Origin of the sequence: Shewanella holmiensis (assembly GCF_025370255.1) — a bacterium.
Lineage (GTDB): Bacteria > Pseudomonadota > Gammaproteobacteria > Enterobacterales > Shewanellaceae > Shewanella > Shewanella holmiensis.
In genome coordinates this window covers 35,703-50,154 of sequence record NZ_JAMTCD010000020.1, presented here as the reverse complement: position 1 = coordinate 50,154, position 14,452 = coordinate 35,703, and the positions used below count along the sequence as shown (strand labels likewise).

Here is a 14,452-nt window from a genome sequence, read left to right as displayed (position 1 = left end):
AAAGTCGTATTCTGAGTTAATTTAAAAAACATTGATAGCTAATCACTATATCCATTTGGATTCATTGACTGCCATTTCCAGCTGCTGTTTACCATATCGTCTAAGTTATGGGTTGCTTCCCAGCTCAGTTCTGTTTTGGCCTTGGTTGGATCGGCATAACAAGCACCAATATCTCCAGGGCGACGAGCAACTATTTCATAGTTAATCGCTTTCTGTGAGGCTTTTTCAAATGCCTTTACCATATCCAACACACTGTAACCCACGCCAGTACCAAGGTTATAAGTCACAAATCCGCTATTCGTTTTCAGTTTATCTAATGCTTTTAAATGCCCTAATGCCAAATCAACAACATGGATATAATCCCTCACCCCTGTGCCATCATGGGTAGAGTAGTCATTACCAAACACCATTAACTTTTCTCTTTTACCAATGGCAACTTGCGAAATAAAAGGCATAAGATTATTTGGAATATCATTAGGGTCTTCGCCAATCAAACCACTTTCATGTGCCCCAACAGGGTTAAAATAACGAAGGCATGCAATATTCCATAGGGGATCTGATTGCGATAAATCAGCCAAAATATGTTCAACAGTTAGTTTAGATTGACCATAAGGATTAGTTGCTGATGTTGGAAATGATTCTAAAATGGGTAAACTGGCAGGATCACCATAAACGGTCGCAGAAGAGCTAAATACAAAATTTTTGACATCAAACTGAGCCATCACTTCGCAAAGCACAATCGTGCCAGTCACATTATTGGTGTAATAGCGCAAAGGTTGCGCCACAGACTCTCCCACAGCTTTTAAACCGGCAAAATGGATCACTGATCCAATCTGATTTTCGCTAAACAGCTTAGTCAGTAATGCCTTATCTAAAATATCACCCTGATAAAACTTAACGTCTTTACCCGTAATTCTTTTCCTCTCGCCAAACTTTCAACACTCGAATTGGATAGATTGTCTAAAACAATCACCTCTTCACCCGAGTTAAGAAGCTCAACAATTGTATGGCTACCAATATAACCCGCTCCGCCTGTAACCAAAACAGCCATTAGATATCCTTAACTAATTGTTTAATATTCTTCAAAAAATCCACGCCCAGCTTTTTATCACGTATACCATATTCAACAAAGGCGGTCATGTAACCCAGCTTATCGCCACAATCGTGTGATTTTCCGGTCATATTAAACGCTTCAACTGTGTCTTGCTCAATCAGCATATCAATCGCATCGGTGAGCTGAATTTCATCCCCTGCCCCCGCCGGTGTTTTAGCCAGTAACGGCCAGATTTTTTCAGATAACACATAACGGCCAACAACCGCTAAATTAGACGGTGCTTCTTCAACAGCAGGTTTTTCTACCATCGCGTTGATTTTGGCTGATTCGCCAGGGGCTATATCAGCGCCATCACAATCTGCAATACCGTATTTGTTCACTTCACTGTCTGGCACTGGTGCAACCATAATTTGGCTTGCATGCGAACTTTTATAACGGGCGATCATTGCTGCCAGATTTTCAGTTTTTTGGTTCGCCGTATACTCATCTAAAATGACATCAGGTAACACCACGGCAAACGGGTTATTGCCAATACAAGGTTTGGCACATAGCACTGCATGGCCCAATCCTTTGGCTTCACCTTGACGCACATGCATGATGGTGACATCTTTTGGACAAATGGATTGAATTTCATCTAACAACTGACGCTTTACGCGCTTTTCAAGTTGAGACTCAAGCTCATAAGATTTATCAAAATGGTTTTCAATGGCATTTTTACTGGCATGCGTCACTAATACGATTTCTTTCACACCAGCAGCAACACATTCATTGACGATATATTGGATCAGTGGCTTATCTACAATCGGTAACATTTCTTTAGGAATGGCTTTGGTCGCCGGAAGCATACGAGTGCCGAGGCCGGCAACGGGAATAACAACTTTCATGAAATATCCTTAGGAAAAAAGAAGCCCAACATAAGCTGGGCTGTTTATATAATATATCAAATCATTAACTCGATTTTTTCAACCATGTTAAAACAAGCCAAATACGTGATAAGGCTAAATTGTATAAAAAGAAGATTGCGAGAAAAGCCAAAAACATTATCCATTCAGGCACATGATAAGTTTGAGCAAGTATACCTATGATTGCAAGGACTGAAGACACTAGAGTAATGCGTATAAGTGTCTGTTTACGGTTATAACCCGCTCGATCAAAAATATGATGTAGGTGGTCTCTATCAGGCTTAAATGGTGAATGCCCCTTTTTTACTCTACGGTACATAATCGCAGCCATGTCCATCAAAGGTACGGCAATCAAATACAACGCAGTGACTGGTGAAAAAATGGGGTTAGTGCCTTGTGTGCCAATGACTAACAACCATACAACGGTTAAACCAATTAGCATACTACCAGCATCACCCATGAACACTTTATCAAGTGATGCTACCGGCCAGCGAAGATTAAAAAAGAGATAAGCAAAAATAGCAGCAATAAATAAAAATGGCAGCATAAACCAAGGGCTATTGGCTTGATAAAACAAAAACGATAAGGAGCTGAAAGTCACGATGCTTAACGCCCCAGCTAAACCATCAATCCCATCGACCATGTTAAACGCATTGATTGAGCCAATAACCGCAAAAACAGTCACTAAAATGCCAACATAACCGAGCTTTAATTCAAAAAAGTAGAAAATATTACCCAAAGAGGTTAGGTATATCTCAGCACCAAATATCAATACTGAAGCTGCTATGACCTGGGCAACAATACGTGACCTAACGGATAAATCATATTTATCATCAAGCATACCAACAAACAAAATTAAAGCTGAGGATATTAGGTAAAGATTTAAAGTTTGACTATCCGCAATAAAAGTCGTTGAAGCGAAAAGCACGCTGAAATAGATGCCAATACCACCAATAAGAGGTACGGCCCCATCGTGAATTTTGCGCTCATTAGGCAGGTCAATTAGACCCACTTTACAAGCTAAGGGATTAGCTAATTTTATAGCGATAAAACTTAAAAAAAACGCAGTTATAAACGGTACTAGAAAGCCCATTTTCTCATCCTTAAGTACAACACTAAACCAGAAAATCAATTTCATTGATAATCTGCCATCTTATCCGAGAGCACATTATAGCAGCAGTTTTGCGAAGTACATCATGTACGACGCAAAATTTTATTGAAGCATGACTAAAAAATTAAAAACTCAACTATTGAATAAAGTAATCAATAATATAATCAATCATGTATCGGTTTAGTAAAGCCAAAGCGTTTATGAAGGAATGTACTGATCTTCCAAATATGACTTATCACGTAAAAATAAACCGCAAATACGCCAATAAACGCAATCAACATCACCGACTCATTAATCAAATAATACTCACTGACAATCCCAATACAAGCCATGAGGGAAGCCATTGCACAAATCGCGAATAAAGAGACGCCTGAAGACATACCCAAACGCTGACAAATATGGTGTAAATGTTCACGATCCGGTTTAAAAGGAGATTGGCCTTTTTTAATTCTACGGATCATAATACACACCATATCCATTAATGGAACTGCAATAAACCATAGTGCTGTTACAGGACGAATAACAACATCATCAGCATTTTGGCTGGCATCAATTAGTAACCAAATCACGGTAAAACCAATGAACATACTACCTGCATCACCCATAAACACTTTAAATCGATGACCAAATGGAATGCCTAAATTGAGCATAATATAAGGGGAAATGGCAACAACAAAAAATAAGCAAAAAAGAGCAAGGTTAGTTTGACCCGCTTGGTAAAACATCATGCCCAGGGCGGTAAACGTCACTGCCGATAAACCGCCAAGCAAGCCATCAATTCCATCGACCATATTAAATGCGTTAATTGCACCAATTACAGCGAAGATAGTGACTAGATAACTCAGATAAGTAGGGATAGTTAGGCCATCAATAGCAAACATCCCCCCAAGATAGTGCAAACTTTTATATCCTATTAGTATCATTGCTAATGATATTAAAGCCTGAACAACTAATCGGGTCTTAAAACTTAAATCAAAGCGATCATCGAGTGCACCCAGTACAATGAGAATGCTTGAACAAGCTACATATAATAACAATGTACTTGTGATCGGAAAAACAACAAATAACGTCACCATTAAAGAACAATAAATAGAAATACCACCAATTAATGGGATCTGACCAACATGATGTTTTCGTTCATTAGGCTTATCAACTAAACCAACTCGTTTAGCAATTTTACGAAACACAAACAAACTGATTAAAGAACTACAAAATACAAATAATACAGCTAGACTCGTTGACATAAATGGCTCTGCTTAAGGGAAATAAAGACAGGAAATAGGTATATTCGATTTTACTGAGCGAGTTTATTGTTCACAAAAAGTACCAAAAAACGAACAGCGTAATAAAATTAATAAGTTATAAAAAATTGAGACGGTAAATATTAGATTTACCTAGGCAAACTCCTTCCCTTTCCCAATAGTTAATAGGCGCTATGATAACAAAAAAAGAGCCGTTTAAATAAAAACTTAACGGCGTTAGGCAAAAAAATGAGACGAAATTTGAAATGCGTCTCAAATTTGTCTCACCCTTTTTGCAAGCTGTTGATCGTTCTATTAATAAAAAAATAGTCCTAATACAAATGACCACTATTTGAGATTAGTAAGCGAACTCAAAACTAACTCAACGAGCGAAGTTGCTGGTACCACTGACATTGACTCAGCATAACAACGTAACTCAGGAGCATTACCTGATGGACGTAAATGCACAACATCGCCATTATCAAGTCTTAAGCGTAAGCCATCAGTACTATCCATACTCACAATATCAAAAGCGCTTAAACCACACTTTGGTAACAAGCCCTTAGGGTCAATGGCTGATGCTGAGAGCTTATGAGTTCTGATCAAGAGACAGCTCCTGCCCCCGCTCTGCTTATACATGACGGTAAATATGGACATCAGAGTAAATCTAAACTTTTAAGAATAACGTCATTAAGTTTAAAAGCTAAATGCTTAGCTCCTGTTGGGGTTAAGTGGTATAAATCATGAAAGATAATTTCATTTTCAAAAGTAACTAAACAATTATACTTTGAGCAAATAATTTCTGACATGTTAATGAAGTTGCATTTATGTTTTTGAGTTATTTTTTCTATTTCATAACTAATGTTAACTCTGCTTTTATCTATAAATAGAGATGCAATTTGGTTTTCACTTTCCCTTTCTTTGTAAGCAATGAAAATAATATCAGAAGATTTTTTTGATATAATATCTTTATTTCCTACTATTGTTATCTTTGCATTCGTTATCTGGCTAAGTTTTTCTAATGAATCACCAATATACGGTAATGTGCTAGCTCTCCATTTTTGAGATAAGAATATATAATCAGCATTTTTTATTAAGTTTGATTCAATGGCACTTCTTGAACGGTGAGGTACTTAACGGGTAAATGCAGGTTAATGCTCCAGCTAGCATCTCCCACGCCCTTGTTGGCAAAAGGTAGTAGGCACTGTCAGGCCATTTTAATGTAATGAAAACACTGGTAACAAATCCAACTAGTGTGACTAGAGTTATTATTGTTTTACATGTATTTATACTAAATAGCCTTTTAATAGTAATCAGTATTAAAGGGTATATAATGTAAAACTGCCATTCAACAGAAAGTGACCACGTATGTAGTAACCATTTGCTGTGTGATTCACTATCAAAGTAACCAGATTCTCTCCAATAAATCATATTGGATACGAAACTGACACTACTTGTTACATGCTTTCCTAAGGATTTGTAATCTATCGGTGATAAATTATACCAACCAAAAACCAAGACTATTAAGCATAGAAACGCAAGTGCTGGGATAATTCTATTTGCACGGTCGATGTAAAATTTTATTAAGTTGAATGTATCATTTTCCAATCCTTTAAAAATGATGCGTGTCATAAGATAGCCAGAGATGACAAAAAATACGTCAACCCCAGCAAAACCTCCAGGAACTAAATCTGGTTTAAAATGAAAAATAACTACAGCCAAAACAGCTATCGCTCTTAATCCATTGATATCATTCCTAAAATTAACAGGCGCTCCTATACTACCATTCTGTTGTTTAGAACTCATAAGCACTCACTATTAGCCAACATGTTTTCGCCATTCGATAACCCACAGCATGGAATTGTAGGGTATTCCAGCCTTCCCAAATCGCCCCCCAACTTGCAATGCCCGTTTGTTTAGTATCGGTAGTCCGCATCAATAGTCTCCACTCATCTTCTTCGAGTACCGCATCGCAGCCTTGCTCTTCAATGCACAGAGCGGCACCAATTAACCCTTTCTTATGTAAGTAATACGGGATAGTCATTGACTATTTGAATTTTCAATAGCCTTAAGCACCAACGCCACTAATAACTTTGCACGCTCAACAGAATCTGATTCTGCATAACAACGAAGTTCTGGCGCGTTACCAGAAGGACGTAAATGAACCACCTCACCATTACCAAACGTCATGCGTAAACCATCAGTAACATCTGTCTTGATAAGTTCAAATGTCCCCATATATAGTTGTAATAATAATTGTTGGGGATTTTGTAGACCTTGTCCTATAATAAGTAAACTTTTATCTCTGGAAAAGTTCTGAATGCGATCACTTGCAGTATAGATATGTGGAAGATTCTCAACTAAATCCGAAATAGAGCCTTTACCGGCCATGGATAAAACCGCTAACACAGGTAATATTGCATCACGAGTTGGCAACGCTTTAAGCAAAACACCATTAACATCAATATCTGAACCTAATAAAAAGCCGCCATTGGCTTCAAAACCAGCTACGCGAGCGCTTGATTGTTGCAAGCCATCAAATGCCGCTATCACATAAGGCGAGCCAATTTGCGTACGCTCAACTTGTTTAAATGCACCACATGCCTCAATAGCCGAGTTACAACTAACAGGGACTGCTAGCGCATCAATATTTAAACTTTTAGCGGCAAGTAAACAAAGAATATCGCCACGCAAATAAGTGCCTGTTTCATCAGATAGCAGTGGTCTATCGCCATCGCCATCGGTAGAAAATAGCGCATCTAATTGGTGCACTTTTTGCCAAGCTTGTGCCATTTCAATATCTGCTAAAGCAACGGCTTCGGTATCAATCGGCACAAAGCTGTCACTGCGACCGAGGCTCACGACCGTTGCCCCTAATTGCTCAAATAAGCTAGCGTATAAATCACGCCCCGCACTGGAGTGCTCATAAATACCAATGCGCTTACCGCTAAGCAGGTTTGCGTCGTATAAATCTAAATATCGAGCAATATAAGCCTCTGCTGCGCGCATAGATGCATTTGGTAAACCTTTACTGGTTAACGCTGGCAACGTGGCATCAACCGCCAAAATCGCTAGCTCATCTGCTTTGCTGATTTCACCATCAGGGCGATAAAATTTAAGACCGTTTCTATCAAATGGAATATGGCTTCCTGTAACCATAATGGCCGGAATATTATCCGCCATAGACGTCACAGCAAGCGCAGGCGTTGGGATAACGCCGTAATAATCCACTTCGATTCCAGCAGACTTTGCTGCCGCAATACAAGCGGTCGCAATCTCAGGACTACTGGGGCGGTTATCAATCGCTAATGCCAGTCGTGTAAAAGTAAAGTGTTGCTGCATCACTTGGATAAATGCCAAAGTAAATGCCGCACATACTTCAGGTTTAAAGTCCGTCACTAAGCCGCGCGCACCACTTGTTCCGAAAGCGATATTACTTCTAGTGATGATTTCTCTTGTATTCAGCATGAGTACCTTGTTCATTTATTTAAGACTTAAATATAAATTGAGGAATTTTAGAAAAATTTTTCCAAAATAAAGCTGGTATTACTGCAAGACCACTATTTTTTAACGCTCTACTGTCTTCACAAGACTTGAGCCAAATATTTTTCAAGCTACGATTGCTCGCGCCACCCACTCTCATTTTTATCAATACATGCTCACAATAGGACATAGTGACATGCCCCCCCCATAAATACCTGAGCAAAGAATCGTAATCACTCGCAATTTTATAACTTAAATCAAAGACACCTAACTTTTCATAACACTCGCGTTTCATATAAAAAGTAGGATGAGGAGGCATCCAGCCACTCTTTAACTTGTTTCTAGAGTAATCCCCACTCTTCCATAAACGAATCACTTTGCTAGTATCATCAGCTGAAACGTATTGTAAGTCGCCATAAACTGCATCTTTCTCATCCTGTACAAACGTATTAACTATTTGCTGCACGGAATCAACTGAAGCAAAGGCGTCATCAGAATGTAAAAAACCAACAATATCCCCGGTTGCAGCTAAGATGCCTTTATTCAGCGCATCATAAATACCACGATCAGGTTCAGAAATAAGCTTTGATACTCTGCTACTTTCATTACCAATAATCGCCAACGTATCATCTGTTGATGCGCCGTCAACAATAATATATTCAATATCATGATAGGTTTGCTGCTCTAAAGATCTAAGTGTATCTTGGATCGTTCGAGCGCTATTATATGTCGCAGTGATGACGCTAACTTTCATGTTTTATCCTAATTAATTGCGACCGTATCTGTCTTCAAAGCGCACAATGTCGTCTTCACCTAAGTAAGACCCTGATTGTACTTCAATTAGCTCTAATGGCACTTTACCTGGGTTTTCCAGCGCATGTACTACGCCAACAGGAATATAAGTGGATTGGTTTTCTGTCAGTAAGATTTCTTTCTCACCATTGGTCACTTTTGCCGTACCTGTTACCACAATCCAATGTTCAGCGCGATGGTGGTGCATTTGAATCGATAATTTCTCACCCGGCTTCACCGTAATGCGCTTAACCTGAAAGCGGTCGCCATTATCAATCGAGTCATATTTACCCCAAGGGCGATAAACTTCACGGTGAATTCTATGCTCAGTACGACCGGTGCCTTTTAATTGCTGCACAATAGACTTCACGTCCTGCACTTTATCTTTAGCTGCGACCAGTACCGCATCTTTGGTCTGAACCACAATAATGTTTTCAAGACCTACTGTAGCCACAAGCCCGGTCTCAGCGAAAACATAGTTGTGTTTACTGGCAACGCTTAACACATCACCTTTATGCACATTGTTGTTTTGGTCTTTTGTTGTCACATCCCATAGCGAAGACCACGAACCTACATCGCTCCAGCCTGCATTTAGCGGTACAACGACAGCCTTAGTAGTGTTTTCCATCACTGCATAATCAATAGAGTCATCCGGGCAAGCTAAAAACGCTTCTTTATTTAGACGGATAAAATCCAGGTCAGGGTCAACTTCAGCCATTGCTTGTTCACAAGCAGAATAGATGTCCGGGCGATGCTGTTTGAGTTCAGCAAGATAAACACTTGCCTTAAAAATAAACATACCGCTGTTCCAGTAGTATTCTCCAGAGGAAACATAGCATTTGGCGGTTTCTAAATCAGGCTTTTCAACAAATTGCAGAACACTGTAAGCACCTGACTTTTCCTCGCCTCTCTTTATGTAACCATAGCCAGTTTCTGGGCCAGTCGCGACAATACCGAAAGTAACCAGATTATCTGCAGCTGCAAACTCTGAGGCTTGAGCTACAACCTGGCGAAACTGTTCACTATCAGAAATAATATGATCGGCCGCCAGAACTAACAAAAGAGGATCCTGACCTTTTTTAACGGCAGTCATTGCGGCAAGCGCTATAGCAGGAGCCGTGTTGCGGCCCGCTGGCTCCAGAATAAGGTTGTGATCAAGCTGGTTAATTTGACGCATTTGCTCAGCAGCAATAAAACGATGCTCTTCGTTACAAATCACTAATGGCGCTAATGCGTCTAAACCTTGCAGACGTTGAACTGTTGCTTGAAGCATTGTGGTATCACCGTCTAGTTTCAAGAACTGCTTTGGCATCAAATCACGAGATAAAGGCCATAAACGGCTACCGGTACCACCGGCCATTATTACTGGTAAAATCATATAATTCTCACATCAATATGTATTAAAAAAGTTCATTGCTGAATTATTAGCGTTAAAAGTTAGTAATTTTTTAAATTCAAAGCATCTTCAATTATTTCTTTATAATGTTCAGCTATAACCGGATAAGAGAATTGCTTAATTACATGCTTTCTGCCATTTAAAGATAATTGAGCTCTATCTTGAACGGACATAGTAAGCATAGAACGCATTTGTTCCGCAAGACTCGAAGCTGAATATGCCTCAGCACAAAGTCCTGTCTGTTTATCCAAAACAATATCAGTCAAACCTGAACAAGCAAAAGAAATAACTGGTGTACCAGAGGCCAATGACTCCGCTGCGACCTGACCAAAAGATTCAACTAAAGACGGCACAACAACGCAATCCGCTGCCGAATAAATATCCGATAATGTTGATGGGGCTGAAATATGGCCAACGTAAATAGTTTCAAAACCTGCATATAATGCTTTCCCCTTTTGTTTTCCTCCAAAACAAATAAATTTAACACGGCAACTAACGTCATCATTCAACATAACTTTAAGAAGGTAAAGAGCTTGCGCTAAGAGTCTTGTGCCTTTAAGAATACTAGCTTTACCACCGGAAACGCCAAAACAAAAAACAAAATCTTTAGATTCAAGCCCTATCTTAAGCCTCAACTGTTCTCTTGCCTCTGGCTTATTCGGTTTAAAAACATCTGTATCTATGGGGTTTGGTAACAAACGAATATCAGCGCCCTTTAATACAACACTACGCTTTGCCCTATCAAACATCCACTTTGAGGGGACTGTGTAAATCAAATCCGAACGGCCAGAAAGATTCTTAGCCTTAATACGCCAGGTAAAATAGTCCCAGGGAAACCCGAAGTTTCCGCGTCTAAACAGAGGATAGCCGTATTCAAAAAAATCGGATTGATCGTAGACGTTATAGCAGTGCTCTGAACCACAATAAAGCCATTCATCATGAAGTGTTACAATACTTCCAGACGGAATCTTATTTAGATCAAAAATGCTCAATGTATCATTATTAATCCAATGCAGGTGAATAACGGTCGGCGAAGTTGTTTTAAAGAAAAGTATTACTTTTTTGTATGAAAACAAATTTAAAGAATGTTTTATTGGATTCTTAGTACGCTGAAGATATTGAAGACTATAAGAGATCAGGCGTTTTAAAAAATGTACTTTATTTGCATTTTCTGAAGCTAATGTAGTGACTTCGTAATTTAAAATATTCTTAGCTATAGTATGAAACTTAAGCGCCGCAATTGCAGCCCCACCTTTGTAGAAAGAGAAGGAGATAAATTTAATGTTTACCATTCACACACCTTTGTCTAGGAATCATAGAATGCAAAAACAATGCAACAAAGAAAAAAAACAACGAAGGAGAAAAATAACCTACTCCCCGAACAAAAAACTCAACAAAACTTGCATAAATGAAACAGAGGCTAAATACTGAAGCTAGGGGATATTCAGAATTAAGAAACATACCATTCTTAAGATTAGTGAAAGCCTTAAAGAACATAACTAAATAAGACACCAAAATAAAAAAACCATACACTCCAAACTCAGCGATTATCTTCGCAGCTAAAAAACCACCATCTTGCCTATTTAAGTAATCCCCCCCCATCAGATACTTTAACTGCTCGCCAGCCAAGCTGGCAGGCTGCGTACCTAACATCTGAAAACCGAGACCTAAACCAAGAGTTGACTCGATTGAATTGTAAGCATCTTGAAGGCCCTGGAGGTAAACCAAAGCAGTTAAATTTTTAGAATCATTTGAAAGTATCAAACGAGATAGAAAATAGCTATCAGTAAGTAGTGTATATATCGCTGCAACCAACAGGGGAATAAACACAAATATCGAACTTTTAGAAAAACGAATCATTAGCCCTAAAGCCAACAAAACGTAAATCAACAATGTTGTAGATGGTATAAGCAGGGCCAAAGTTGTAACCAGAAAAATATACAATAGTTTAATTAGCCTACTTTCTGTCATGGCTATAATCATGAGAAAAAATGGACCAAAAAATAAAGCAAAATGACTTGGTTCACCAAATGGGAAAATTGATTTATTGTGCCCATATACTAAATAGCCAATACCAAAATCTGTGACAATCGCCAGAAATGCAAAAAATACAAGAAACCAAAAGAGAATGAATATACTATTTCTGTTTAAAGGCCTCTGAAAAAGTATTTCTTTTGATAAAAAATAAGCAATAATAAAAACAAGTAATAAAGCAACTATGCTAAAAAAACTTTTAGTAGCCCAAACACCAATGAAAATTTGCTGAATTAAAGCATAAAATAAGCTTATAACTAGAAAAATAAAAATAGACTTATGTACACATAAAATATGTGGAAGTCGTTCAAGTTTTACTAACAGTAGCAGTATAAAAAAAATAAATATACCCAAGGCCATTGAAGATGCCCCAAGAAAAAAACCTGCAAAAGGTGGCAGAACTCCCACACTTAACAGCAGAAGCATTTGCCCTGCATCTTTATAAGTAAGCATTAACTTGGTATACATCCTTTGCATAAAGAGTATTTAAATTTTTACCATAAAAAATTTGCACGTTTGCATCATAGGAATCCAAAATCATCTTCAATTCTGCTTCGAAGTTTTCAAAGCTAATTATATGAGCGTTGTCTCCATTCTTTAATATTTCCATGACACCACAACGATCTGAAACGATTACCGGCAAACCGAAATATAAAGCCTCTTCAACAACGAGCCCCCAAGGCTCACTTCGGCTGGGTAACACCAAAAAATCAGAAGTTAAAAAAATAGTAGCGAGCTCTTTATTCATAACTGAGCCCCTAAAAATAACGTTTCCTAAAGCGATCTTTTCAAGTTTGCTTCTTTCTGGACCATCTCCACATAATTCCAAAGTAATATTCGGATATTGGTTAATCACATTTATTAGAGAATCTAAATTCTTCTCTTCCGATAAGCGCCCAACATATGCGATACGATAATTAACACAAGACGGTATATGACAGTTTATAGGGGGCTTTCTTATAATACCGACACCTTGAGTAAGTTTGACTCGTCCTTTGTAATTTAAAGCATCCAAAAGGTCATTGTGAGCTGAACCGGAAGCGTAAACGAGTGCAATTCTGCTAAGGAATATTTTCTTAACTGTCCCCCTAAAACCAATAAAATTACTTTCATGTATGGTTGATTCTAGCGCAAGACTCAAACGAGATTTTTTGTTCAGAAAGGCTGCAGCCCAAAATTCAACAAGATCCCATCCAGAAACAATAATTTCCTTATATGAGGTTTCTGCAAGCACCTTACTAAGCATCCTAACTGAATGAAATTTATTTCGAAGTTCGAACGCCAGTTCACTAAGTACAACATAATCAAATGTTGCATTTTCTAATGAAATAAAATCTTTACTTCTTTTAGCCACAGTTTCCTTTGCAATGAAAATTACAAATATTTTTTTCTTTTCTGAAATCTTGTTATAAAGATTTATCTTGTAAAATACAGGAATGTGGGTTACAAAGACTAAATCATACATACTCTTTACTCAGCATTTGATTTATTTTTTGTTTTATTCGATCTATATAAAATAAAACAGTTGGCGCGTTCACTGGTAAAGATTTATTAATTTCTGAAAATTCTTTATGCGCCGCCTCAGTATTCTGATCGCCGAAAGAATTACCATGTATTCTAAAAGATGCTATATTTACTTCCAAACGTAACACTTTATTTGCTCTTAAACATAGTCTAGCTATAAAATCATAATCCGACGCTATTCTAAATTTCAAATCCAATAAACCCACATCTTTCATAACTTCGTAAGTCCAAAAAAATGTCGGTTGGGTAAACGGCATACCTAATGTTTTGAAATAGCGAGGTTTAAAGTCTAAAGGCCTTTTCAAAAAAACATTTTTACCATCCCCATCAACATATGGACTGCCACCATATAAACAGTCACAACTCTCTGTACGAAAAGCTTTTACCACTTTCTCTATGATATGTTTTGTACAAAAAAAATCATCAGAGTTTATAAAGTTAATCACATCACCCTGAGATGTACATAGTCCCTTATTAATTGCGTCATACATTCCTGAGTCTTTTTCGCTTACCCAGTAATCAATTGCGTGCTCATATCTACGAATGATATCCTGAGAATCATCCGTAGAACCACCGTCAATTATAATGTATTCAACATTATCATATGTTTGCTCGATAACACTTTTTATAGTTTCCTCAAGAAACTGAGCTCCATTAAATACCACTGTAACTATGGTAACTAACGGCTTGTTTGGTAAAGATTTTTTAAAGTAGCCTTTTGTACGCAACCCACCTTCTGCGCTTCGATGCTTACCTAATGGTAAGAAAATAAATCGTTGAAACTTGTCATCTACGCTATTTTGAATAACAGGTTGGTCACTAGTCAGATTTCGAGTAGTACTGTAGCTTAAGTTTACTTCAGCTAAATCGGTCATAAGTCTAAATCTCTTTTAATCTACCTTGTGTCTAAATCAG

Annotated in this window: 14 protein-coding genes and 1 pseudogene; all 15 read right to left on the bottom strand. The window is 38.0% G+C overall.

Translation table 11 applies throughout. The annotated features are described in order from the left end of the window. Positions 1-38: 38 nt before the first annotated feature. Positions 39-1,051: pseudogene (gene galE / locus NE535_RS14375) on the bottom strand (UDP-glucose 4-epimerase GalE). Continuing rightward, on the bottom strand, positions 1,051-1,938 hold the full coding sequence (gene galU, locus NE535_RS14370) for a UTP--glucose-1-phosphate uridylyltransferase GalU (protein ID WP_261299308.1): 888 nt from the start codon (positions 1,936-1,938) through the stop codon (positions 1,051-1,053). The pseudogene galE and the gene galU overlap by 1 nt, the downstream one beginning before the upstream one ends. A 64-nt stretch (positions 1,939-2,002) precedes the next feature. Beyond that, positions 2,003-3,049 carry a UDP-N-acetylglucosamine--undecaprenyl-phosphate N-acetylglucosaminephosphotransferase gene (wecA, locus tag NE535_RS14365; protein WP_261299338.1) on the bottom strand — a complete coding sequence of 349 codons (1,047 nt, stop codon included), beginning with the start codon at positions 3,047-3,049 and terminating at the stop codon, positions 2,003-2,005. A gap of 182 nt (positions 3,050-3,231) precedes the next feature. Continuing rightward, positions 3,232-4,311 carry a UDP-N-acetylglucosamine--undecaprenyl-phosphate N-acetylglucosaminephosphotransferase gene (gene wecA / locus NE535_RS14360; RefSeq protein WP_261299307.1) on the bottom strand — a complete coding sequence of 360 codons (1,080 nt, stop codon included), beginning with the start codon at positions 4,309-4,311 and terminating at the stop codon, positions 3,232-3,234. A 345-nt stretch (positions 4,312-4,656) separates the two neighbouring features. Then, entirely contained in the window at positions 4,657-4,914 is a 258-nt protein-coding gene (locus tag NE535_RS14355) for a hypothetical protein (RefSeq protein ID WP_280925456.1), read from the bottom strand. Positions 4,915-4,964: 50 nt separating this feature from the next. Beyond that, the gene (locus tag NE535_RS18765; RefSeq protein ID WP_425347465.1) at positions 4,965-5,402 is read right to left on the bottom strand and encodes an SGNH hydrolase domain-containing protein; all 438 of its coding nucleotides are present in this window, start codon (positions 5,400-5,402) and stop codon (positions 4,965-4,967) included. Between the two features lie 10 nt (positions 5,403-5,412). Next, the gene (locus tag NE535_RS14350; RefSeq protein ID WP_261299306.1) at positions 5,413-6,114 is read right to left on the bottom strand and encodes an acyltransferase family protein; all 702 of its coding nucleotides are present in this window, start codon (positions 6,112-6,114) and stop codon (positions 5,413-5,415) included. Beyond that, positions 6,104-6,352, bottom strand: coding sequence for a hypothetical protein (locus tag NE535_RS14345; RefSeq protein ID WP_261299305.1), 249 nt, complete (start codon positions 6,350-6,352; stop codon positions 6,104-6,106). The genes NE535_RS14350 and NE535_RS14345 overlap by 11 nt, the downstream gene beginning before the upstream one ends. Continuing rightward, complete coding sequence (locus NE535_RS14340) at positions 6,349-7,776, bottom strand: phosphomannomutase (RefSeq protein WP_280925455.1); 1,428 nt, start codon at positions 7,774-7,776, stop codon at positions 6,349-6,351. The genes NE535_RS14345 and NE535_RS14340 overlap by 4 nt, the downstream gene beginning before the upstream one ends. A 19-nt stretch (positions 7,777-7,795) precedes the next feature. Then, positions 7,796-8,545, bottom strand: a complete 750-nt coding sequence (locus NE535_RS14335; RefSeq protein WP_261299303.1) for a glycosyltransferase family 2 protein — start codon at positions 8,543-8,545, stop codon at positions 7,796-7,798. A 12-nt stretch (positions 8,546-8,557) separates the two neighbouring features. Continuing rightward, positions 8,558-9,961, bottom strand: coding sequence for a mannose-1-phosphate guanylyltransferase/mannose-6-phosphate isomerase (locus NE535_RS14330; protein WP_261299302.1), 1,404 nt, complete (start codon positions 9,959-9,961; stop codon positions 8,558-8,560). A 59-nt stretch (positions 9,962-10,020) separates the two neighbouring features. Further along, the gene (locus NE535_RS14325) at positions 10,021-11,271 is read right to left on the bottom strand and encodes a glycosyltransferase (protein WP_261299301.1); all 1,251 of its coding nucleotides are present in this window, start codon (positions 11,269-11,271) and stop codon (positions 10,021-10,023) included. Next, positions 11,258-12,466, bottom strand: a complete 1,209-nt coding sequence (locus NE535_RS14320; protein WP_261299300.1) for a hypothetical protein — start codon at positions 12,464-12,466, stop codon at positions 11,258-11,260. Before NE535_RS14320 ends, NE535_RS14325 begins: the two co-directional genes overlap by 14 nt. Beyond that, a complete protein-coding gene (locus tag NE535_RS14315; protein ID WP_261299299.1) occupies positions 12,453-13,478 on the bottom strand; it encodes a glycosyltransferase in 1,026 nt (341 codons plus the stop codon). The genes NE535_RS14320 and NE535_RS14315 overlap by 14 nt, the downstream gene beginning before the upstream one ends. Then, entirely contained in the window at positions 13,471-14,412 is a 942-nt protein-coding gene (locus NE535_RS14310; RefSeq protein WP_261299298.1) for a glycosyltransferase family 2 protein, read from the bottom strand. The genes NE535_RS14315 and NE535_RS14310 overlap by 8 nt, the downstream gene beginning before the upstream one ends. Positions 14,413-14,452: the final 40 nt, after the last annotated feature.